Origin of the sequence: Tabrizicola flagellatus, assembly GCF_046295235.1 — a bacterium.
Lineage (GTDB): Bacteria > Pseudomonadota > Alphaproteobacteria > Rhodobacterales > Rhodobacteraceae > Tabrizicola > Tabrizicola flagellata_A.
Window position 1 is genome coordinate 63,020 of the sequence record NZ_JBKBLV010000015.1, and the last position, 22,185, is coordinate 85,204.

Genomic DNA, 22,185 nt, shown 5'->3' on the forward strand with positions numbered 1-22,185 from the left:
GGAGCCCAAACATGTCTTTCCACGTCATCACCCAGGCCCCCGCGCGCCTGAACCGCAGCGAGCTGGCCGTTCCGGGTTCGGCCCCCCAGATGTTCGAGAAGGCCGCCGCGTCCGAGGCGGATGTGGTCTTCCTCGACCTCGAGGACGCCGTGGCGCCGGACGACAAGGCCCAGGCGCGCAAGAACGTGATCAAGGCACTGAACGAGATCGACTGGGGCAAGAAGACCATGTCGGTGCGGATCAACGGCCTTGATACGCATTACATGTACCGCGACGTGGTGGATGTGGTGGAACAGGCCGGCGAGCGGCTGGATCTCATCATGATCCCCAAGGTCGGGACGGCGGCGGACGTCTATGCGGTGGACATGCTGGTCACGCAGATCGAGGACGCGAAGGGCTACAAGAAGCGGATCGGGTTCGAGCACATCATCGAGACGGCGCTGGGGATGCAGAACATCAACGCGATCGCCGGCGCCTCGAAGCGGAACGAGTCGCTGCATTTCGGGGTGGCGGACTATGCCGCCTCGACCCGGGCGCGGACGACGAACATCGGCGGCGTGAACCCGGATTACGCGGTTCTGACCGACCGGCTGGAGGACGGCAGCCGCGCGGTGCACTGGGGCGACATGTGGCACTATGCGCTGGCCCGGCTGGTGGTGGCGGCGCGGGCGAACGGGCTCAGGCCGCTGGACGGGCCATTCGGGGATTTCTCGGACCCGGACGGGTATCGTGCGGCGGCGAAGCGGGCGGCGGTGCTGGGCTGCGAGGGGAAGTGGGCGATCCATCCGTCGCAGATTGCCCTGGCCAACGAGGTGATGAGCCCTTCGGAGGCCGAGGTGACGCGCGCGAAGCGGATCCTGGAGGCGATGGAGAAGGCCGCGGCCGAGGGCAAGGGGGCGGTGTCGCTTGACGGGCGGCTGATCGACTATGCCTCGATCCGGCAGGCCGAGGTGCTGGTCCAGAAGGCGAAGCAGATCGCCGGGGGCTGAGGTCTGTCCACGCGGGACAGGCCGGCGCACCCCTTGTCTTTCAAGGGCTTGTCCGTGGGCGTTCAGGATCCGGAAACCCTGATCGGGCAGCGCCGCCGCCCTCCCCCATCCCCTCCCCACGCGGGGGGAGGGGAGGCGCGGGATGGCGGGGCTTGCGGCCCCTAATCGACCGGGATCAGCGCCACGGCGACGCGGCGGCCTTCGCCGAGCAGGACATTGTAGGTGCGGGCGGCGGTGGGCGAGGCCATGATCTCGACCCCGATCCCCTGCCCTTCCAGCGCCGCGCGGAAGGCCGGCGGCACATGGGCGATGGTCGAGCCGGTCCCGACGAACAGCACGTCGATCCGGTCCACGAGCGACAGCGGCGCGGCCGTATCCTCGAGCCCGCCCCAGGGACCGGCGTCCCAGGGGGTGATCAGGCAGGGACCACGCAGGACGTGGCCCGCGACGCGGAAGAAGCCGGGGCCGTAGCCCTCGATCGCCTTTGCGCTGCCGTAGGTGACCTCGGTCAGCCGCATCGCCGCCCCGGCCTCAGGCGTCCACGTCGGCAAAGTCGCTTTTCACCGACTTCTTCGGCTTGTCGCCGCGGTCCACACCCAGCATCAGGACGATGTTCTTGGCCATGTAAAGCGTGGAATAGGTCCCGAGCACAACGCCCAGAAGCATGGCGAACACGAAGCCGCGGATCACGTCGCCACCGAAGATGAAGAGCGCCATGAGCGAGAGGAAGGTTGTTGTCGCCGTCATGATCGTGCGCGACAGGGTTTCGTTCGCAGTCAGGTTCATCATGTCCCGCAGCGGCATCTGCTTGTATTTGGCGAGATTTTCCCGAAGCCGGTCGAAGATGACGACGGTGTCGTTGACCGAGTAGCCGAGGATGGTCAGCAGCGCCGCGACGATGGTCAGGTCAAACTTGATCTGGAACAGCACGAAGATGCCCACCGTGACCAGCACGTCATGGATCAGTGCTGCAACCGTGCCCACGGCGAATTGCCATTCGAACCGCACCCAGACGTAGAACAGGATCCCCGCCGAGCCCGCCAGAACCGCCAGAAGGGCCGAGGTGATGAGTTCCTGCGACACCTTCGGCCCCACCGATTCCACCGCGGGGAAGGTGATCGAGGGATCGATCTGCTGCAACGCTGCCTCGACCTCGGCGATGGTTTCCGGCGTGACGGACTCATCCCCTTCCTTGGCAGAAAGCCGGATCATCGCGACGTGCTGGTTCTCGGCGAAGGACGGGTCGAAAACCTCGGTGATCGAGACGTCGCCGAGGTCCAGCCCCTGCAGGGCCTGCCGATAGGCGCCGACATCCACCGCATTGGTGGATTCGGTGCGGATGGTCGTTCCGCCCCGGAAGTCGATGCCGAAGTTAAGCCCCACAGTGAAGATCAGCACGAGCGACAGGAGCATCGCCGCGATCGAGGCTCCGAAGGTCACCCACTGGATCTTGAAGAAGTCGATGTTGGTCTTTTCGGGAACAAGTCTCAGGCGCCAGGCCATTTTCATTTCCTCCGGTCAGACCACGATCGTCTTCGGACGCTTCCAGTCGAGATAGGTCTCGACAATAAGCCGGGTGACATAGACGGCAGTGAACATCGAGGTGAGGATCCCCAGGCCCAGCGTCACTGCAAAGCCGCGGACCGGCCCCGAGCCGAGCCAGAACATGATGAGAGCGGTCAGAAGCCCGGTCACGTTCGAATCCATGATCGCCGAGAAGGCCCGATCGAAGCCCTGCTGCATCGCGCGGCGCGGATTGGCGCCGGATCGCAGTTCCTCGCGCATGCGCTCGAAGATCAGCACGTTGGCATCGACGGCCATCCCCATGGTCAGGACGATACCGGCGATCCCCGGCAGGGTCAGCGTGGCGCCGATGGCCGACAATACCGCCACGATGAGCGCGACGTTGATTGCGAGCGCAATGTTGGCGAAGACCCCGAACATACCATAGGAGGCGATCATGTAGGCGATGACGGCGATCATGCCGATCAGGGCGGCGGTGCGGCCGGCATCGATGGAATCCTGCCCCAGTTCCGGCCCGATGGTGCGTTCTTCGAGGAAGGTCATCTCGGCCGGTAGCGCACCGGCGCGCAGAAGGACGGCCAGACGGGTCGATTCCTCGACGCTGAAATTCCCGGTGATGATCCCCGAGCCGCCGGGAATGTGGCTCTGGATCACCGGGGCCGAGATCACCTCGCCGTCCAGCACGATGGCGAAGGGCGCGCCTATGTTGGCGGCGGTATAATCGCCGAACTTGCGCGCGCCGGTGGTGTCGAAGCGAAAGCTGACCGCCGGGCGGCCGTTCTGGTCGAAGGAGGGCTGCGCGTCCACCAGGTCGTCGCCCGAGACGACCGGCGTGTCCTCGACGATGTAGTAGATCCCCGGCTCGTCCATGGACGGCAAGAGGACGTTGCGCGCGCCGGGAGAGGCGCCTGCATCCGTGGTGCGGCTGATGACCGCGTTGAACGACAGCTTGGCGGTCTGGCCGATCAGGGCCTTGAGTTCCTGCGCCGAGCCGATGCCGGGCACCTGGATCAGGATGCGGTCTTCGCCCTGGCGCTGGATCGTGGGTTCGCGGGTGCCGGCCTCGTCCACGCGGCGGCGGATGATTTCCAGCGACTGCTGGAGGGTGCGCTGGTCGGTGGCCTGCTTTTCGGCATCCGACAGGCGCACGACGATGTCGTTGCCTTCGGCGGTCACGTCGAGCGTGCTCTGGCCGAGGCCGGTGAGGGACATGACGCCCGAACCGAGGCCGCGGACGGCCTCGACCGCCGCGGCCATGCCGGCGGGGTTTTCCAGCGTCACGCGCAGCACGTCGTCGGGCGAGGGCGCGCGGCGCACCGCGCCGACCTGGTCGCGCAGGCCGCGCAGCGCGTCTCGCACCTCGGGCCAGAGCGAATCCATCCGCGCCTTGTACACGTCCTCGACCTTGACCTCGGCCAGAAGATGCGCCCCGCCCCGCAGGTCGAGGCCGAGGTTCACCAGCGCCGAAGGCAGGTAGTCGGGCCACTCCGCGCGGGCGGCCTCCTGCTCGGGCGTCGCGGTGCCGCCGGCGGCCTCGATGGCGGCGACGGCGTCATTGTGGCGCTCGACCCTTCCGTAGAACAGGTTCGGGGTCGCGGCGACGATCCCCCAGCCGCAGACGAGCAGGATGAGGATCCGCTTCCAGAGCGCCATCGGTTCCATGTGTCGGGTCTCAGCTTGCGGCGGGTTCGGTCTTGTTCAGCACCTGGGTGATGGTGTGCTTGACCACCTTCACCTTCACGCCTTCGGCGATCTCGACCTCGACCTTGCCGTCGTCCTGGACCTTGGAGACCTTGCCGATGATCCCGCCCGAGGTGATGACCTCGTCGCCCCGGCGCAGCGCGTCCACCATGGCGCGGTGTTCCTTCATCTTCTTCTGCTGCGGGCGGATCAGCAGGAAATAGAAGATGACGAAGATCAGGATGATCGGCAGGAACTGGGCGAAGACGGCGGCGCCTCCGGGGGCGGCGCCGGCGGCTTGCGCGAAGGCGGGGGTGGCGAACATGGACATCCTCTCTGGCCGGATCGGGAGGCTTCAGGCGCCGCCCCGTTTGCGATTGTCGGGTGATGTAAGCCCTTTCGCCGCGCTTTGCCAGAGGGGGCGCGACAGGCGGTGCCTTCCCCCCTGCCGCGTAATCGGGCATAAGCGCCGGCGTAGCTTTTCCTTGGGGCCAGACCATGCACGACATCCGCTTCATCCGCGAGAACCCGGACGCCTTCGACAGGGCCCTGTCGCGGCGGGGGCTGGCGCCGATGGCGGCGGAGCTTCTGGCGATCGACGAGGCGCGGCGGGCGAAGATCCTGGCGGCCGAGACGGCGGCCGCGGCGCAGAACGCGGCCTCGAAGGAAGTGGGGGCGGCGAAGGCGCGGGGCGATGAGGCCGAGTTCGAGCGGCTGAGGGCGCTCGTGGCCGAGAAGAAAGCCGAAGGTGCGCGGCTGACCGAGGAGGCGGGGGCCGAGGACGCGCGGCTGCGCGATGCCCTGATGCGCATTCCGAACATGGCGCTGGACGAGGTGCCGGAAGGGCCGGACGAGACCGCGAACGTCGAGATCCGGCGCTGGGGAACGCCTCGGGCGATGGGCTTCAAGCCATTGGAACATTTCGACATTCCGGCCGCAAAGGGGGGGCTGGACTTTGCGACGGCGGCGAAGCTGTCCGGCAGCCGTTTCGTCGTGATGCGCGGCGCGGTGGCGCGGGTGCATCGGGCGCTGGCGCAGTTCATGCTGGATCTGCATACGTCCGAGCATGGTCTGGCCGAGACCTGGACCCCGGTCCTCGTCAAGGAAGAGGCGATGTATGGCACCAACCAGCTGCCGAAGTTCGCCGAGGACAGCTATCAGACCACCAACGGCTGGTGGCTGATCCCGACCTCGGAAGTCACGCTGACCAATTCGGTCGCGGGCGACATCCTGGACGAGGCCGCGCTGCCGATCCGGTTGACGGCGCATACGCATTGCTTCCGGTCCGAGGCGGGCTCGGCGGGCAAGGACACGACGGGGATGCTGCGCCAGCACCAGTTCGAGAAGGTCGAGATGGTGACGATCTGCACGCCGGAAACGGCGCTGGCCGAACACGAAAGAATGACCAAGTGCGCCGAGGCGGTGCTGGAGCGGCTGGGACTGCCCTACCGGACCATCGTCCTTTGCACCGGCGACATGGGATTCGGCGCGCAGAAGACACATGACCTGGAGGTCTGGCTGCCCGGCCAGAACACCTATCGCGAGATTTCCAGCGTCTCGACCTGCGGCCAGTTCCAGGCCCGCCGGATGAACGCCCGTTACCGCCCGGCAGGCGGAAAGCCGGAGTTCGTGGCGACGCTGAACGGATCGGGCCTGGCGGTCGGGCGCTGCCTGATCGCGGTGCTGGAGAACGGGCAGGAGGCCGACGGGTCCGTGACCTTGCCGCCAGCGCTGGCGCCCTATCTTGGCGGCAAGACCCGGATCACGGCGGACGGCGTTCTGGCCTGAGGACCGGGGAACCAGAGGCGGCGCGGGGGAGTTCCCCCTGCCCGTCCACAGCGAAAGGCCCCGAATGACACTCGCGTTTGCCCTTGTCCTGCTTCTTGCCGCGCTTGCCTTTGCCTTGGCTCCGATCATCACTCCCCCGTTCACCGGCTATGACCCGGGCCAGTTCCCGGTCGAGATCCTGCGACCGGCGGTGCAGCCGGCGGGCTATGCCTTTGCGATCTGGTCGCTGATCTACCTTTGGCTGATCCTGCATGCCGCCTTCGGCCTGTGGAAGCGGCGGCGGCATCCGGCCTGGGTGCGCGTGCGCCCGGCGCTGACGCTGGCGGTGGTACTGGGAACGGTGTGGCTCGCGATCGCGGCCTCGAGCCCTTTCTGGGCGACCGTGGTGATCCTGGTGATGGCGGGGGCGGCGATCCTGGCCTTCCTGCAGGCGCCGACCGAGCCCGACCGCTGGCTTCTCTCTGCCCCGCTGGCGATCCTTGCGGGCTGGCTGACGGCGGCTTCGGCGGTCTCGACCGGAGTTCTTCTGGCCGGCTACGGCTATCTGGGCAACGAGGAGGCGGCCTATGACATGATGGCCGCCGTGCTGATCCTGGGCGTGCTGGTGCAATGGCGAAAGCCCCGGATGCCGGTCTATGGCCTGACGCTGGCCTGGGCGCTGGTCGGGATCGGCGTGGCGAACTGGGGCAGCGGCACGCCGGTGGCCTGGGTGGCCTTCGGGATTGCCGCCGTGGCGCTGGCGGCGGTTCTGCTGCTGGCGCGGCGGGGTAAGGGCCAAATTCCTTGAGCAAGGAACTTCCCAAGAATTTTACTTAAAATTCTTGGGGTTGGCCTTACTGCCCGGTGTTTTTTTCCTTGTGCTTCCGCAGGCGGCTTGGCGTGTGGAACTTGCGCTCCTTCCAGGGGTTCTGGTCGCCCTGGCTGCGCAGGAACAGTCGGATCGGCGTGCCCGGCATGTCGAAATGGTCGCGCAGACCATTCACCAGATAGCGCTTGTAGCTTTCCGGCAGTTCGTCGGGCCGCGAGCATTTGATGACGAAGCCCGGCGGCCTTGTCTTTGCCTGCGTCATGTAGCGCAACTTGATCCGGTGGCCGCCGGGCGCGGGCGGCGGGTGCGCCTCGGTCATGGCGCCGAGCCAGCTGTTCAGCTTGGCCGTGGGCACGCGGCGGTTCCAGACATCGTGCGCCTTGAGGATCGCGTCGTGCAACCGGTCGAGGCCCCGGCCCGTCTTGGCGCTGACGGTGACGAGCGGCGCACCGCGTAGCTGCGGGAGAAGGCGTTCGAACATCTCCTTCAGTTCCGCAAGCTTCTCCTGCTTGTCGTCCTCGAGGTCCCACTTGTTGACCGCGACCACCACGGCGCGGCCTTCGGTTTCGGCGAAGTCGGCGATGCGCAGGTCCTGCACCTCGAAGGGGATTTCAACGTCGAGAAGGACGACCACCACCTCGGCGAAGCGTACGGCGCGCAGGCCGTCGGCGACCGAAAGCTTTTCCAGCTTTTCCACCACCTTCGCCTTCTTGCGCATGCCGGCGGTGTCCCAGATGCGGATCGGCGTGCCCATCCAGTCGGCGCGGACCGAGATCGCGTCGCGGGTGATGCCGGCCTCCGGTCCGGTCAGCATCCGGTCGGTACCGAGGATCCTGTTGATGAGCGTGGATTTCCCGGCATTCGGGCGGCCGATGACGGCGATCTGGAGGGGCTTGGTCGCGGTAGGCTTGTGGGCGGTCTCGTCGGCCTCGAGCTCGGCGTCCTCTTCCGAGATGTCGGTGTCGGTCTCGGGCAGCATCTCGGCTTCGCGGGGGGCGAATTCCGCCTCGAAGGGTTTGAGCGCGCGGTAGAGGTCGTCCATCCCCTCGCCATGTTCTGCGGACAGGCGGATGGGTTCGCCGAGGCCCAGCGAATAGGCCTCCAGCGCGCCTGCATCGCCCGCCTTGCCTTCGGCCTTGTTGACGCCCAGCAGCACGCGGGCGGCCTTCTTGCGCAGGATTTCGGCGAAGACCTCATCCGAGGGGGTGACGCCCACGCGCCCGTCGATCAGGAACAGGCAGACATCGGCCATGTCCACCGCGCGCTCGGTCAGGCGGCGCATGCGGCCTTGCAGGCTGTCGTCGGTGACCTCCTCAAGCCCCGCGGTGTCGATCACGGTGAAGCGCAGGTCGAAGAGCTTGGCATCGCCCTCGCGCAGGTCGCGGGTCACGCCGGGCTGGTCATCGACCAGCGCCAGCTTGCGGCCGACGAGCCGGTTGAAGAGCGTCGATTTGCCCACATTCGGGCGGCCCACGATGGCGAGGGTGAAGGTCATGGCCTGCGTCCGTTCTGCGCGAAGCCGCCCCGATACACCGGTTTGCCGTCAGCGGAAAGCGTGAAGTTGCCCGTTGCCGCCGACGACGTAGAGCGTGCCCCCCGCCACCGCCGGCTGCGCGGCCGCGCCGCCGGGAATCTCGGCGGTGTAGGTCAGGGCGCCGCTGGCCGGGTCGAAGGCGCGCAACAGGCCGTCCGAGGAGACGACCATGATCCGCCCGCCGGCCATCACCGGCCCGTAATGGGCGAAAATGCCCTTGCGGCGCTTGATCTTGTCCTTGGTGAAATAGGGCATCTCGACCGACCAGATCGGCTCGCCGGTGGCGGCATCGAGGCGGACGAGTTTCGCCTCGTCGTTGACCAGGAAGATCGACCCGCCCGCGACCGCGACCGGGCCCAGCGCGCCCTCGCCCGCCGACCAGATGCGTTCGCCCGAGGAGGCGGACATGGCGACGGTGCGGCCCGAGCCGGAGCCGGCATAGAGCACCTTGCCCGCGATCACGGCATCGCCGGTCACGTCGGGGGTGAGCGCATAGGCGCGGCCGAGCCGCTTGCCGGCCAGCGAGGCCTGCCAGACTTTGGTGCCGCCGCCGATCTTCAGGACCGCCATCAGATCGCCGCCCGAGGACGGGAAGATCACCGCGCGGTCGCCGATGGTGGGTGCGGCGGTGCCGACATAGGCCGCACGGCCCGGCGTGCCGACGACCTGCCAGATCACCTTGCCGTCCTTGGCGTCCACTGCCCAGGCCGAACCGTCGCGGCCCGCGACATAGACCGCATTTCCGTCCGAAGCCGGCGCCCCGCTGATCGGGGCATCGACGCGCTGGCGCCAGAGCACCGCGCCCGAGCCGGCATCCAATGCGACCAGTTCGCCATAGCCGGTGGTGGCGAAGACCCGGCCCCCCGCGATGGCAAGGCCGCCTGCCGACTGGCCGCCGCCCCGGTCGAAGGACGCGGTCAGGTCGGCAGTCCAGAGCGTGGCGCCGCCGGTCGAGGTGGCGGTGACGGTGGTGCCGGAATCGATGGTGAATACGCGGCCATCGGCCACGACCGGCGCCGCGGCAATGCGGTTCTTGCGGCTGGAGCCCGAGCCGATGTTCGCGGTCCAGGCCCGCTGCGGGGTGGCGGACAGCGCGGCATGCGGCATCAGGTGACGGGCATTGCCGGCGCGGTGCGTCCAGTCGCCGCCGGTCTGCGGACCAAGCGAAATGGCGACGCTCTGATTTTCGGGCGCCACCGGCGCGGTGGGTGCGGGTTGGCCTTCCACAGGGACGCTGGCCTCAAGGTCGGCACGCACCGGGAAACGTTCGCCTTGCAGGATCACTTCCCTTTCGCCGCAGGCCGCCAGCAGCGCAAGAAGCCCCACGCCAGTCACCAGCCTGCCGCCCATCCGTCTGACTTTCATGACCGCCACCTGAAAGGACCTTTCGCTTGCGTCTGCGTCCATCTGCATATCAACCGCCGTTGGTCGGCTCGGGCAGCGTGCCACCAAGGGCAGTGACCACCTGCCCCGCCCGCGCCCGCAACGCGGCCGAGGCCTCCTGGTCCTGCGTGAGCGCGGTCAAGGCGACTACGGCCTCGTCCGGCTTGCCCTCCTCTATCAGGAGGTAGGCCAGCTGCTCGGCCGCGAGCGTCCGGTAGGGCCGACCGGCGACGGCGATGCCGTCGAGCGCCGCGCGGCGGTCGGCCAGGGCCAGGTCGGCACCGCCGACCAGGACACGGCGCAGGACCGCGAGGTCGCGGTAGGCCGGCGACAGCGCGGCATTGTTCGCGACCGACTCGAGCGCGGCAAGGGTGGCGGCCTTGTCCTCGGCCGGGTCCGAGCCGAGGATCAGGTTCAGGATCGCGACCTGTTCGCCCGTCGCCGGAACCGAGGCCAGCGCCTCGCGCCGTTCCTCGGGCGTGCCATGGTCAAGCGCGTCGATCAGCGCGTCGCCGAAAGCCTCGGCCCGCGCGGCATCGCGGGATTTCTGCCATTCGGTCCAGGCCGTGCCGCCGACAAGGGCCAGGATCACGACCACGCCGATCCAGCCGTATTTGCGGAACAGCCCGAACAGACGATCCCGCCGCACCTCTTCGGTAACTTCCTCGATGAAGCTGTCGGGATTGCTCAACGCCGTGCCTCGCTTGTCGTTTGCCCCGTCTTACAGGCAAAGCCCGCGCGTTGCCAAGCCCTGCCCGGCGCTGGTGACGGTCAGAACTCTGTGGGAAGAGGCCGAGAGCCTGGCGACGGCCAGCAACCCGGCCCCATGCCCTCGCGCAGATCTTCCGTCCGCCCGCATCGCTTCGGGGATGGCGAAGAACGGGAAGGCCACACCATTCTTGGCCAGTGCGGCCGTCATGCCGAATAACCGGAAGATCAGAACAGGACCGAGACGCCGGACTAGCATTTCTCACGCTCAAAAGGCGGCGGCACAATGGGGAGCCTGACCGGATCGTCAAATGAAAACCCAGTCCGGTGAATGGCTTGGCGGGTATGTCAGCCCACCGGAGCGGCGCGCGCGTTGCGTTCCCGGGCTGCCTCCCTTTCCGTAAGCGGCGCGTCCGGCTTGGCACCTTGGAATTCGACCAGCGGGCTGGCGAAATCTTCGTCTTCCATGACCTGGCGCTGCCACATCGCGGCATAGGTGCCGTCGGCCTCGAGCAGTTCGTCATGCGTGCCGCGTTCGATCACCCGGCCCTCGTCCAGCACGAGGATCTGGTCGGCATCGGCAATGGTCGAAAGCCGGTGCGCGATGGTGATGACGCTGCGGCCCTGCCCCATCTCTGCCAGGCTTTCCTGGATCGAGCGTTCGGTCTGGGTGTCGAGCGCCGAGGTCGCCTCGTCCAGGATCAGGATCGGCGGATTCTTCAGAAGCGTCCGCGCGATGCCCACGCGCTGCTTTTCGCCGCCCGATAGCTTCAGCCCGCGTTCGCCCACCTTGGTGTCGTAGCCTTCCGGCAGGCGCGAGACGAAATCGTGGATCTTCGCGGCCTTCGCGGCGGCGACGATCTCGTCCTCGGTCGCGTCGGCCCGGCCATAGGCGATGTTGTAGCGGATGGTGTCGTTGAACAGCACCGTATCCTGCGGGACGACCCCGATCTGGGCATGGAGCGAGGTCTGCGTCACGTCGCGGATATCCTGCCCGTCGATCCTGACCGCGCCCGAGGTCACGTCGTAGAAGCGGAACAGAAGCCGCCCAATGGTGGACTTGCCGCTGCCGGAATGGCCGACGAGCGCCAGTTTCTGCCCCGGCTTCAGCGTGAAGGAGACGCCCTTCAGGATCTCGCGCGTGGGCTCGTAGCCGAAATGCACGTCGTCGAACACGATCTCGCCCGCCGTCACGCGCAGGGGTTTGGCATCCGGCGCATCGTTGATCTCGGCCGGCTGGCCGAGAAGGCCGAACATCTCGCCCATGTCCACCAGCGCCTGCCGGATTTCCCGGTACACCGTGCCGAGGAAGTTCAGCGGCATGGTGATCTGGATCATGTAGGCGTTGACCATGACGAAATCGCCCACGGTCAGCGTGCCCGCGCGCACGCCAAGCGCGCTCATCGCCATGACGATGACGAGGCCGGAGGTGATGAGCGTCGCCTGCCCCACATTCAGGAACGAGAGCGACAGGCCGGTCTTGACGGCGGCCGACTCGTAACGCCGCATGGCGCTGTCGTAGCGCTCGGCCTCGCGGCTTTCGGCATTGAAATACTTGACGGTCTCGAAGTTCAGCAGGCTGTCGATCGCCTTCTGGTTGGCGTCGGTGTCCTGGTCGTTCATCTCGCGCCGCAGCTTCACGCGCCATTCCGTGACGGTGAAGGTGAACCAGACGTAAAGCGCGATGGTGACGACGACGACTGCGGCATATTGCCAGCCGAAGACCACTGCGAAGATCACCGAGACCATGGTCAGTTCAAGGATCAGCGGCCCGATGGAGAGAAGGAGGAACCGCAACAGGAAATCGACGCCCTTCACCCCGCGCTCGATGATCCGCGACAGGCCGCCGGTCTTTCGGGTGATGTGGTAGCGCAAGGAGAGGCGGTGGATATGGGTGAAGGTCTCGATCGCCAGCCGGCGGATCGCGCGCTGGCCCACGCGGACGAAGACCGCGTCGCGCAGTTCGCCGAAGGCCACCGCGCCAAGCCGCGCAAGGCCATAGGCCACGACCAGCCCGACCGCGCCAAGGCCGATCAGCGCGCGCGGGTCAGATCCCGCCTCGTTCGACAGGCTGTCCACTGCCAGCTTGTAGATGTAGGGCGTGGCAACCGAGACCAGCTTTGCCGCCAGCAGGAACAGCATCGCCAGCACGACGCGCCGCTTCACCCAGGCCTGGCCGTCCGGCCAGAGATAGGGCGCCACGCGGCGGATCGTGGTCATGGCTGAGGCGTGGGCGGTTCCGGCATCGGCGGAAGTGGCGGTCGAGGTCGTGCGGCGCATCGTCTTTCCTGGCAAACCGGAGCGGGCAAGAGCGTTGCGCGGAGGTCCGGGTTCGGCTATGGTCATTTCAAGTTTTCTTGAATAGTTGAACGATGGACCGAAGTAAAGCCCTCGCCGCCCTGTCCGCCCTGGCCCACGAGACGCGGCTGGACCTGATCCGGCTGCTGACGCCCCGGGGCGAGGAAGGCATGGCCGCGGGCCAGATCGCCGAGTCGCTGGGCATGCCGGCGCCGCGGCTGTCGTTCCACCTGTCGGCGCTGGAACAGGCGGGGCTGCTGAAATCGCGCAAGGCGGCGCGGAACGTGTTCTACAGCGTGGATCCGCACGGCATCGGCCGGACGATTTCCTATGTGCTGAACGACTGCTGTTCGGACCATCCCGAGGTCCTGGCCGCCTGCGCCCACCGGCGTCAGGGGGCCGAAGCGGCTTCGGGCACCGAAAAGACCTGACCGGGATAGATCAGGTTCGGATCCTTGATCTTGTCGCGGTTCGCCTCGAACACCTGCACGTAGAGAACACCGTTGCCATAGCGTTCCTGCGCGATGCCCCAGAGGGTAAAACCGGGCTGGACGGTGACGGTCACCGGCGCCGGCGCTGCGGCGGGCGCATCCGCAAGGGCCACGGCGGGCGCTTCGGGGGCGGCGGGCTCGGCGGGGATCGCGGGCGCCGCCGGCGCTTGCGGGGCGGTGGCTTCGGTCTGGACGGGTGCCTCGGGCGGCGCGGCGGCGGCGACCTCGACCGGCGCCGGTTCGGGGGCAGGCGCAGCGGCGGGTTCGGTCGCGGGAGTTGGCGCTGCTTCGGGCGCGGTCCCGGCAACAGTCTCGGGCAGGGCTTCGGGCGCGGACGCAGGGGCAGCCGGGGCCGCCTCGCCCGCCGGCTGCGTCACGGTGCCGGCGACGGCGGCCAGCGCGTCGAGCGTTTCGCGCTTGAACGGGGTCTCGAAGCGCGAGGTGACCTTGCCCGCGGCGTCGAGCTGGTCAACCCGCAGGGTATAGACCCCCGGCGGCGTGTCGGGCAGCGCGGTCAGCCACTTGCCCGAGGCCGGAACCTGCAGGGTCAGCTTCTCGGCATTGTCGAGATAGAGCCGCAGCATCGCACCCCCTGCCCCGCGCCCGCCGACCTGGACCTCTCCATCCGGGGTGTAGGAAATCGTGTCGATCATGACCGAGGCCGTCTGGCCCGCCACCGGCTCCGGCGCGGCGGGATCCTGCAGGATGACCGCCCCCTCGTCGGACAGAAGCAGCGCGGGCGGCGCGGCGGGTTCCGCGGCGGCGACCTGGGGGGCGTCCGGCGCCGCAGGCTCGGCCATGGCGGCGGGCGGCCCCGCAATCGGGCCGAGGGCGACCATCTGCTCCGAGGCGACGGGCGGCTCGCCCGGCAGGGTCATCGACAGCCACATCAGGCTCGGGTCCGGGTTCGGCGGCAGGGTGAAGAGCAGCGCGAAATCGCCCGAGGCGGAGGCCGTGCCACTGGCCTTGGATTCGCCGCCCACGATCACCTCGACCGTCGCGCCGGGGGCGGCGCTGCCCGAGACGACCGCATCGCCGTTCGCCGCGACGCGCCAGGTGTCGATCACCGGCATCGGTGCCGCCTCGGTCGGCGGCGCCGGTTCAGGGGCGGCGGCGGCGGCGGTCGGGGCGGTCTCGGCCGCGGGCGTCGCGGCCGGTTCGGCGGGGGCTTCGGCCCCTGTCCCGGTCGCGCCTGGCCCTGCCCCGGCCCCCGCATCCGCCGCAGGGTCCGGCACCACGGGCGCGGCGGCGGGCTGCACCGCGGCCACCTCCACCGGCGCGGGGCGGGTCATCTGCCAGCCGATATAGCCGAGGCCGGCCACCGCCGCCCCGCCCAAGAGCAGGAGGGCAACCCGTGTTCCCCGGTCCAAGGCCCCAAATGCCGACATCCCCGTTTCCCCCTGTCGCGGTTTCGCCGCTGTGGTTTCTTGTGATCAGGAATCTCTATATGACGGGGCAAAGCAACCCCTTTTCAGGTCGGCCCATGTCCCTTCGTTCCGTCTGCGTCTTCTGCGGCTCGCGTCCCGGCCGCCATCCCGCCCATGCCGATGCCGCCCGCGCGACCGGCGAAATGCTGGCCCGCAGGGGCTGGCGGCTGGTCTATGGCGCGGGCGATGTCGGGCTGATGGGGGCGGTCGCCGCGGCGGCGACGATGGCGGGGGCCGAGACGCTGGGCGTGATCCCGATCCACCTCATGGGCCGCGAACGCGCCAGCCGCGACCGGCGCCGGCTGGTGGTGACCGAGGACATGCACGAGCGCAAGAAGGTCATGTTCATGAACTCGGATGCCGTTGTGGTGCTGCCGGGCGGCGCGGGGTCGCTGGACGAATTCTTCGAGGTGCTGACCTGGGCGCAGATCGGGTTGCACCGCAAGCCGATCCTGCTGCTGGATGTCGATGGCTACTGGCAGCCGCTGGTCGCGCTGCTTGACCATGTGATCGCCGAGGGGTTCGCCGACGCCTCGCTGAAGGGCCATTTCCGGGCCGTCCCCGATGTGGCGGCGCTGGAGGCCGCGCTGGCCGAGGCATTGGGTTAGAACGCAAGCGGCCCGCGAGGGGGGCACCCCGCGGGCCGCTGCCATGGAATCCGGAGCGCCTTACAGGGCGGCGGCGACGGCTTCCCAGTTCACCAGCTTTTCCAGGAAGTTCGTCAGGTAGGCCGGGCGCTTGTTGCGGAAGTCGATGTAGTAGGAATGTTCCCACACGTCGCAGCCGAGCAGCGCCGTCTGGCCGAAGCAGAGCGGGTTCACCCCGTTCTCGGTCTTCGTCACCTTCAGGCTGCCGTCCTTGTCCTTGACCAGCCAGGCCCAACCCGAACCGAACTGGCCCGCGCCGGCGGCGGCGAAATCATCCTTGAACTTCTGCACCGAGCCGAAGGCCTCGGTCAGCGCCTTTTCCAGGTTGCCCGGCATCTTCTTGTTCTCGCCCGGGGCCATCCAGGTCCAGAACATGTTGTGGTTCCAGTGCTGCGAGGCATTGTTGAAGATGCCGTTCTGCGCCACCGCGCCGGCCTGGTAGGTGCCGCGGATGATGTCTTCCAGCGACTTGTTCTCCCACTCGGTCCCGGCGATCAGCTTGTTGCCGTTGTCGACATAGGCCTTGTGGTGCAGGTCGTGGTGGTATTCCAGCGTCTCCTTCGACATGCCGAGGGAGGCCAGAGCGTCATGCGCATAGGGGAGATTGGGAAGGGTGAAGGCCATCGGCTTGCTCCTGTTGGGGTGATGCTTGGCAGGAATAAGAGGGTTCGCGGCCGGAAGGTCAAGGGCAACCGGCCGGGATCAACGCGGCCGGGCCGGGTCGGGTTCCACGGCGTGGCGGTGCGGCCGGGGCCATCGTCCCGGCCAGAGGCGCGCGGGGCGGCTAGAGCTCGCTGCCGGGCTGGGCCGAATGGGTCAGAAGGCCCATGACGTAACTTGCGACCGACCGGAAGCAGACCAGCGTAAAGCCCTGATCCTGCTGCCAGATAGCCGCCGCGACCTGGGCGGCGCGGCTGCGGCGCAACTCGCCCGGTTCCAGCCGGTCGAAGTCCACCGGCATCAGCTTGCGCAGGACCTGGTCGGCCTTGTCGCCCTCGATGCGGAAGACCGCGCGGGCGTCCGAGACATCGACGGCCAGGTGATGTTCCCCCGCCAGCGCCTTGGCGAGTTTTCCCATCGCCTCGCCGACCTCGGCATAGGGCAGCATCAGCAGATATTCGTCGGGGCTCATCCAGCCGCAGGCATGGTCGCCCTTGATCTCGATCCGGCGCGGCGCGGGAACCTTCGTCCCCGTCACCGCCTTGATTGCCTGGTCCAGCGATTTCAGCCCCCTGGCGCGCAGGGTTATCATGCCCAGGGGGCCGATTTCCCGGATGGTGGCAAAGCCCTGGAAGCTGGCGCCGTTCAGCGCGGAAACCGGGTCAGACATTCTGCTTCTCCCCATCCTTGTCGTAGAACACGGTGTCGCGCACCCGCGCCTTGACCGTGCCGCCGGCGACGGTGTTGAACTCCACCACCTCGCCCATCCGCTGCGGCCCGTGCTTCAGCAAGCCCATGGCGATGCCGCGCTTCAGCGTCGGCGAATAGTAGGTCGAGGTCACGCGGCCCTGCGTATTGCGCTGTCCGTTGGCGTTGACCCCATCGGCGACGATGTAGCTGCCGTCCGGGATCACCGAGCCGTCCAGCGTCTCGAAGCCGACGAGCTTCCAGCGGTCGGGGCTGGCGAGGTAGGTCCGTTCCTGCCCGCGCTTGCCGAGGTAGTCGGCCTTCTTCTTCGAGATCGCCCAGTCGAGGCCGAGGTCCTGCGGAATGACGGTGCCGTCGGTCTCGTCCCCGATCATGATGAAGCCCTTCTCGGCCCGCATGATGTGCAGACATTCGGTGCCGTAGGGCATGGCGCCCAGCGCCTTGCCGGCCTCCATGCAGGCCTCCCAGAAGGCCGCGCCATGGCTGGCGGGGACGGCGATTTCATAGGACAGTTCGCCCGAGAAGCTGATCCGGTAAACCCGGACCGGGAAGCCGGCCAGCGTGCCGTCCGCCCATTGCATGAAGGGCAGGGCCTCCTTGGAAACATCCATGCCGCCAAGGACTTGCAGGAGCTTCCTCGCGTTCGGGCCGACGACGGCGACCTGGGCATATTGCTCGGTGACATTGGCGGTATAGACCTGCCAGTCCCACCATTCGCATTGCAGCCAGTCCTCCATCCAGGCGTGGATGCGATCCGCCCCGCCCGAGGTGGTGTGACAAAGCCAGGTATCCTCGTCGATGCGGGCGACGACGCCGTCATCGCTCAGGAAGCCCTGTTCGTTGCACATCAGGCCGTAGCGACACTTGCCCAAGGGCAGCGTGGACATCACGCCGGTGTAGAGCATGTCGAGGAACTTCCCCGCATCCGGGCCCTTGACGATGATCTTGCCGAGCGTGGAGGCGTCCAGAAGCCCGAGGTTCTGGCGCGTGTTCAGAACCTCGCGGTGGACGGCCTGTTCATGCGTCTCGCCGGCGCGCGGGAAGCAGTAGGGGCGGCGCCAGAGGCCGACGGGTTCGAAATAGGCCCCGGCCTTCTCGTGCGCCGCGTGCATGGGCGTGCGGCGCAGCGGCTGGAAGATCTCGCCGCGGCTTTCGCCGGCCAGCGCGCCGATGGTGACGGGGGTGTAGGGCGGGCGGAAGGTGGTGGTGCCGACCTGCGGAATCTCTTCACCCAGAGACTCAGCAAGCACGGCGAGACCGTTGATATTGCTTAGTTTTCCCTGATCCGTCGCCATGCCCAGCGTGGTATAGCGCTTGGTGTGTTCGACCGAGACATAGCCCTCGCGGCTGGCGAGCTGCACGTCCGAGACCTTCACGTCGTTCTGGTAGTCGAGCCACATCTTGTTGCGCAACTGGATCGGCGCGCCCTGCGGCATGACCCAGACCGGCGGGATCGCGGCAGGCTTGCCGGTGAGGTCGAGATCGCCGTTCGCGGCCCCCACCACCTCGACCATGGCGCTGCCGTCATGGTTCAGGGGCGGACGCTTGGGGTCGGGGACGAAGGCCGAGATCGTCTCGTCCCACGTCAGCTTGCCGCCACAATGGCTCCATAGATGAACGACGGGCGACCAGCCGCCGGACATGGCGACGGCCTCGCAGGGGATCTCCTCCTGCACGGTGCCCTCGCCGGCCTGGGCGCAGACGGCAACGCCGGTGACGCGCTTCCCGCCCTTGACCTTGGCGATGGCCTTGCCGGTCAGCACGCGGATCCCGGCGGCGCGGGCAGCCTGCGGCAGCGGGCCGTCGGCGGCCTCGCGCGCATCGAGGATGGCGGGCACGTCCAGCCCCGCCGCCTTCAGCGCCAGCACGGTCTGATAGGCCGAGTCGTTGTTGGTGACGACGACCGTGCGATCGCCCGGCGAGACGGCATAGTTCACCACATAGTCGCGCACCGCCGAGGCGAGCATGACGCCCGGAATGTCGTTGCCGGCAAAGGACAAGGGCCGCTCGATGGCCCCGGTCGCGGTGACGATCCGCCCCGCGCGGATGCGCCAGAGGCGGTGCTTCGGGCGCCCGTCGCCGGGGGTGTGGTCGGCCACACGCTCGTCGGCCAGGACATAGCCGTGGTCATAAACGCCGAAGCCGCAGGTGCGGGTGCGCAGGGTCACGTTGTCCCGCGCCAGAAGGTCGGCCTCCATGGCCGAGAGCCAGGCATCGACCGGCTGGCCGTCCACCTCGGTCTGGTCCACCGGAGCGCGTCCTCCGATCACCGGGGCCTGTTCCAGAAGGATCACGCGCTGGCCCTTGTCGGCGGCAGCCTTAGCGGCCTTCAGGCCCGCGACGCCTGCCCCCACGACCAGCACGTCGCAGAAGGCATAGGCCTGTTCATAGCGGTCGGCGTCGCCCTGCGTCGGCGCCTTGCCGAGACCGGCCGAGCGGCGGATGATCGGCTCGAAGACGTGTTTCCAGAACGGGCGCGGGTGGATGAAGGTCTTGTAGTAGAACCCCGCCGGCAGGAAGCGCGCGGCGTAGTTGTTCACCACGCCCACGTCGAAGTCGAGCGAGGGCCAGTGGTTCTGCGAGGTGCATTCCAGCCCGTCGAAAAGTTCGGTCGTGGTGGTGCGCTGGTTCGGTTCCAGCCGCGCCCCTGCCCCGAGGTTCACCAGCGCGTTGGGTTCCTCGGGTCCCGAGGCGACGATGCCGCGCGGGCGGTGATACTTGAAGCTGCGGCCCACGAGCATCTGGTCGTTGGCCAGCAGGCCCGCAGCCAGCGTGTCGCCCTGATAGCCCCGCAAACGCTTGCCGTTGAAGGAAAACTCGACCGTCGCGGAGCGGTTGATCAACCGGCCGCCCTTGGCTAGACGCGTGCTCATTTCGGGGCCTTTCCGTCAGGCTGCCAGCCGGGACGGCGGGCCTGGATCTTCGCGATAATGTCGGCGGGCGGTTCGGAGACCTGCGCAGGGTAGGTCCCGAAAACCTCGAGCGTGGCAGTGCAGCGCGCGGCGAGGAACCACTTGCCGCAGCCGTAGGTATGACGCCAGCGTTCGAAATGCACGCCCTTGGGGTTCTTGCGAGCGAACATGTAGGCCTCGAACTCCTCGGGGGTGGAGCCGGGGCCGAAGCGCTTCAGATGCGCCTCGTAACCGGGGGAAAGCTCGGTCTCTTCGGCCTTCACGCCGCAGTAGGGACATTCGAGGATCAGCATGCTGCGTCTCCGTTGCGGGATGCTTTCGGGGTCGGGCGCGGGGCGGGCATCAGTGCGCCACCCCGGCCGCGACGGATTCGTCGATGAACTGGCCTTCCTTGAAGCGCCACATGTTGAACTCGGCCGCGAGCGGGCCGGGTTCGCCCTTGGCCATCAGCTCCGCCATCGCCCAGCCCGATCCGGGGATCGCCTTGAACCCGCCGGTGCCCCAGCCACAGTTGATGAAGCAGTTGCCCAGCGGCGTCTTCGAGATGATGGGCGAGCGGTCGCCGGTCATGTCCACGATGCCGCCCCACTGGCGCAGCATCTTGAGGCGCGAGATGATCGGGAAGGTCTCGACCAGCGCGCGGAGCGTTTCCTCGATGTGGTGGAAGCTGCCGCGCTGGGTGTAGTTGTTGAACCCGTCGGTGCCGCCGCCGATCACCATCTCGCCCTTGTCGGATTGCGACATGTAGCCGTGGACGGTGTTGGCCATGACGACCACGTCCATGCAGGGCTTGATCGGCTCGGAGACCAGCGCCTGAAGCGCCACCGCCTCGATCGGCAGACGGAAGCCCGCCATTTCGGCCAACTGGCCGGAATGGCCCGCGACCACCAGCCCCAGCTTCTTGCAACCGATGAAGCCCTTGGTGGTCTCGACCCCGGTCACCTGGCCGTTTTCGGACTGCACGCCCTTCACTTCGCAGTTCTGGATGATGTGCATGCCCATGGCCGAGCAGGCGCGCGCATAGCCCCAGGCCACCGCGTCATGCCGCCCGGTGCCGCCGCGCGGCTGCCAGAGAGCGCCGAGGACCGGGTAGCGCGGGCCGTCGATGTTCAGGATCGGGCAGAGCTCCTTCACCCGCTGCGGCGTGATGAATTCGGTCGCCACCCCTTGCAGGGCATTGGCATGGGCGGTGCGCAGATAGCCGCGGACCTCGTGATGGGTCTGGGCCAGCATCATCACGCCGCGGGGGCTGAACATCACGTTGTAGTTCAGGTCCTGGCTCAGCGTCTCGTACAGGCTGCGGGCCTTCTCATAGATCGCGGCCGAGGAATCCTGGAGATAGTTCGACCGGATGATCGTGGTGTTGCGGCCCGTGTTGCCGCCGCCGAGCCAGCCCTTCTCGATCACCGCGACATTGGTGATGCCGAAGTTCTTGCCGAGGTAATAGGCGGTCGCGAGACCGTGGCCCCCTGCCCCGACGATGATGACATCATAGGCGGATTTCGGTTCCGGAGAGGCCCAGGCGCGCTCCCATCCCAGGTGGTAGCGGGCTGCCTCGCGGGCGATGGCAAAGACCGAGTAACGCTTCATCGGGGCCTCTTGTCGGACGGGGGGTGCCAGAGCGGGTCCGGCAGCCATGTCTTGGATGAGATGCGCATTACAGCCGCACCCGCCTGCGGCACAATCGGGAAAATTGCGACATGACGTGCAGCCGGCAACGGGCCAGCCGGCATGTATGGTGCGCTGCGGCCGAATGCCCCTTTCTTGGGCGCGGGGAAACGACTATGTCGGACGCGACAGGCAGGGGGCGCAGGCTGACGATGACGGGCTGGATGTTCTGGACGGTGGCTACCGGTGTTGCGGCCCTGGTCGCGGCGGTGCTGCTGGCGGCCCTGCGCAAGGGACTGACGTCCAACGCTGGCCCTGATGCCGACCTGTCGGTTTACCGCGACCAGTTCGCCGAGATCGAACGCGACCTGGCACGCGGCACCATCGGCCCGGACGAGGCCGCGCGGCTGCGGGCCGAGGTCGGCAAGCGGCTGCTGGATGCGGACCGCAAACGGGGCGCAACCGGCGCCCCGGAGGCGGCAGAGGGCAAGGCTGCCGTCCGGTCGCGGGCCGGTGTTCCGGCGGCGGTTCCGGCGCTGATCGCTGCCGTGATGCTGCCGGGGGCGCTTGCGACCTACTGGTGGCTGGGCGCGCCGGACTATCCCGACATGGCGCTGAAGCCGCGGCTGGCGGCTCTGGACGAGGGCATCGCCAATCGTCCCTCGCAGGAGGCGGGGCTTGCCGCCACGGGCCGGTCGCGCGACGCGACCAAGGATCAGGCGCTGGCGGCCGAACTGGCCGGGATCACCGATCCCGAGACCTTGCGCGGACGCTTCCGGCAGGCCTTCGAGTCGGGGGACCTTCAGACGGCCGTCCGGGTGCAGGAGCGGCTGATCGCCGTGCTGGGCGAACAGGTCGGATCGAACGACCACGCCAACCTCGCGCTGGCCCTGGTGGCAGAGGCGGGCGGCTATGTCTCGCCCGAGGCCGAGGCCGCGCTGCGTGCGAGCCTTCAGGCCGACATGACGAACGAGCTGGCGCGCTATCTGGTGGGCGAGATGTTCGTGCAGGGCGGCCGCT

Annotated in this window: 20 protein-coding genes; 6 read left to right on the forward strand and 14 right to left on the reverse strand. The window is 67.9% G+C overall.

All coding sequences use genetic code 11. The features are described 5' to 3' along the window. The first annotated feature begins 11 nt into the window (after positions 1-11). Complete coding sequence (locus ACK4IU_RS08705) at positions 12-989, forward strand: HpcH/HpaI aldolase/citrate lyase family protein (protein WP_409733827.1); 978 nt, start codon at positions 12-14, stop codon at positions 987-989. A 161-nt stretch (positions 990-1,150) separates the two neighbouring features. On the opposite strand, the gene ACK4IU_RS08710 is transcribed toward ACK4IU_RS08705, so the two are convergent. The 4 genes from ACK4IU_RS08710 to yajC are packed head-to-tail and all read right to left on the reverse strand — an operon-like array spanning position 1,151 to position 4,518. Beyond that, positions 1,151-1,507, reverse strand: a complete 357-nt coding sequence (locus ACK4IU_RS08710; RefSeq protein WP_409733829.1) for an Mth938-like domain-containing protein — start codon at positions 1,505-1,507, stop codon at positions 1,151-1,153. A 13-nt stretch (positions 1,508-1,520) separates the two neighbouring features. Next, a complete protein-coding gene (gene secF, locus ACK4IU_RS08715) occupies positions 1,521-2,492 on the reverse strand; it encodes a protein translocase subunit SecF (RefSeq protein WP_409733831.1) in 972 nt (323 codons plus the stop codon). 15 nt (positions 2,493-2,507) lie between these two features. Next, positions 2,508-4,175, reverse strand: a complete 1,668-nt coding sequence (gene secD / locus ACK4IU_RS08720) for a protein translocase subunit SecD (protein ID WP_409733833.1) — start codon at positions 4,173-4,175, stop codon at positions 2,508-2,510. A gap of 10 nt (positions 4,176-4,185) precedes the next feature. Beyond that, complete coding sequence (gene yajC, locus ACK4IU_RS08725; protein WP_409733835.1) at positions 4,186-4,518, reverse strand: preprotein translocase subunit YajC; 333 nt, start codon at positions 4,516-4,518, stop codon at positions 4,186-4,188. A 173-nt stretch (positions 4,519-4,691) separates the two neighbouring features. Between yajC and serS the strand changes: the two genes are divergently transcribed. Further along, complete coding sequence (serS, locus tag ACK4IU_RS08730; protein ID WP_409733837.1) at positions 4,692-5,981, forward strand: serine--tRNA ligase; 1,290 nt, start codon at positions 4,692-4,694, stop codon at positions 5,979-5,981. Between the two features lie 64 nt (positions 5,982-6,045). Then, the gene (locus ACK4IU_RS08735; protein WP_409733840.1) at positions 6,046-6,768 is read left to right on the forward strand and encodes a hypothetical protein; all 723 of its coding nucleotides are present in this window, start codon (positions 6,046-6,048) and stop codon (positions 6,766-6,768) included. 46 nt (positions 6,769-6,814) lie between these two features. Here the strand turns inward: ACK4IU_RS08735 and der are convergent, their stop codons facing one another. From der to ACK4IU_RS08755, 4 genes are all read right to left on the reverse strand, one after another. Further along, on the reverse strand, positions 6,815-8,284 hold the full coding sequence (gene der, locus ACK4IU_RS08740) for a ribosome biogenesis GTPase Der (protein ID WP_409733842.1): 1,470 nt from the start codon (positions 8,282-8,284) through the stop codon (positions 6,815-6,817). 48 nt (positions 8,285-8,332) lie between these two features. After that, positions 8,333-9,688, reverse strand: a complete 1,356-nt coding sequence (locus ACK4IU_RS08745; RefSeq protein ID WP_409733844.1) for a PQQ-binding-like beta-propeller repeat protein — start codon at positions 9,686-9,688, stop codon at positions 8,333-8,335. A 49-nt stretch (positions 9,689-9,737) separates the two neighbouring features. After that, positions 9,738-10,397 (reverse strand): hypothetical protein, encoded by a 660-nt coding sequence (locus ACK4IU_RS08750; RefSeq protein WP_409733847.1) that lies wholly within the window; start codon positions 10,395-10,397, stop codon positions 9,738-9,740. Positions 10,398-10,762: 365 nt separating this feature from the next. Further along, a complete protein-coding gene (locus tag ACK4IU_RS08755) occupies positions 10,763-12,694 on the reverse strand; it encodes an ABCB family ABC transporter ATP-binding protein/permease (protein ID WP_409733849.1) in 1,932 nt (643 codons plus the stop codon). Between the two features lie 92 nt (positions 12,695-12,786). On the opposite strand from ACK4IU_RS08755, the gene ACK4IU_RS08760 reads away from it, so the two are divergent. Next, on the forward strand, positions 12,787-13,143 hold the full coding sequence (locus tag ACK4IU_RS08760; protein WP_409733851.1) for an ArsR/SmtB family transcription factor: 357 nt from the start codon (positions 12,787-12,789) through the stop codon (positions 13,141-13,143). Here the strand turns inward: ACK4IU_RS08760 and ACK4IU_RS08765 are convergent. Beyond that, entirely contained in the window at positions 13,104-14,591 is a 1,488-nt protein-coding gene (locus tag ACK4IU_RS08765) for a LysM peptidoglycan-binding domain-containing protein (RefSeq protein ID WP_409733854.1), read from the reverse strand. The genes ACK4IU_RS08760 and ACK4IU_RS08765 overlap by 40 nt on opposite strands. Before the next feature lie 95 nt (positions 14,592-14,686). Between ACK4IU_RS08765 and ACK4IU_RS08770 the strand changes: the two genes are divergently transcribed. Then, positions 14,687-15,238 (forward strand): TIGR00730 family Rossman fold protein, encoded by a 552-nt coding sequence (locus ACK4IU_RS08770; protein ID WP_409733856.1) that lies wholly within the window; start codon positions 14,687-14,689, stop codon positions 15,236-15,238. Between the two features lie 60 nt (positions 15,239-15,298). Here ACK4IU_RS08770 and ACK4IU_RS08775 read toward each other — a convergent pair whose 3' ends face one another. From ACK4IU_RS08775 to ACK4IU_RS08795, 5 genes are all read right to left on the reverse strand, one after another. Next, positions 15,299-15,901, reverse strand: coding sequence for a superoxide dismutase (locus ACK4IU_RS08775; RefSeq protein ID WP_409733858.1), 603 nt, complete (start codon positions 15,899-15,901; stop codon positions 15,299-15,301). A 160-nt stretch (positions 15,902-16,061) separates the two neighbouring features. After that, positions 16,062-16,607 carry a sarcosine oxidase subunit gamma gene (locus tag ACK4IU_RS08780; RefSeq protein WP_409733860.1) on the reverse strand — a complete coding sequence of 182 codons (546 nt, stop codon included), beginning with the start codon at positions 16,605-16,607 and terminating at the stop codon, positions 16,062-16,064. Further along, the gene (locus ACK4IU_RS08785) at positions 16,600-19,518 is read right to left on the reverse strand and encodes a sarcosine oxidase subunit alpha family protein (RefSeq protein WP_409733862.1); all 2,919 of its coding nucleotides are present in this window, start codon (positions 19,516-19,518) and stop codon (positions 16,600-16,602) included. The genes ACK4IU_RS08780 and ACK4IU_RS08785 overlap by 8 nt, the downstream gene beginning before the upstream one ends. After that, positions 19,515-19,850 (reverse strand): sarcosine oxidase subunit delta, encoded by a 336-nt coding sequence (locus ACK4IU_RS08790; RefSeq protein ID WP_409733865.1) that lies wholly within the window; start codon positions 19,848-19,850, stop codon positions 19,515-19,517. The genes ACK4IU_RS08785 and ACK4IU_RS08790 overlap by 4 nt, the downstream gene beginning before the upstream one ends. A gap of 49 nt (positions 19,851-19,899) precedes the next feature. Then, entirely contained in the window at positions 19,900-21,147 is a 1,248-nt protein-coding gene (locus ACK4IU_RS08795) for a sarcosine oxidase subunit beta family protein (protein ID WP_409733867.1), read from the reverse strand. A gap of 194 nt (positions 21,148-21,341) precedes the next feature. Here ACK4IU_RS08795 and ccmI point away from each other — a divergent pair. After that, the coding region (gene ccmI / locus ACK4IU_RS08800) for a c-type cytochrome biogenesis protein CcmI (protein WP_409733869.1) at positions 21,342-22,185 on the forward strand (844 nt) is incomplete at its 3' end.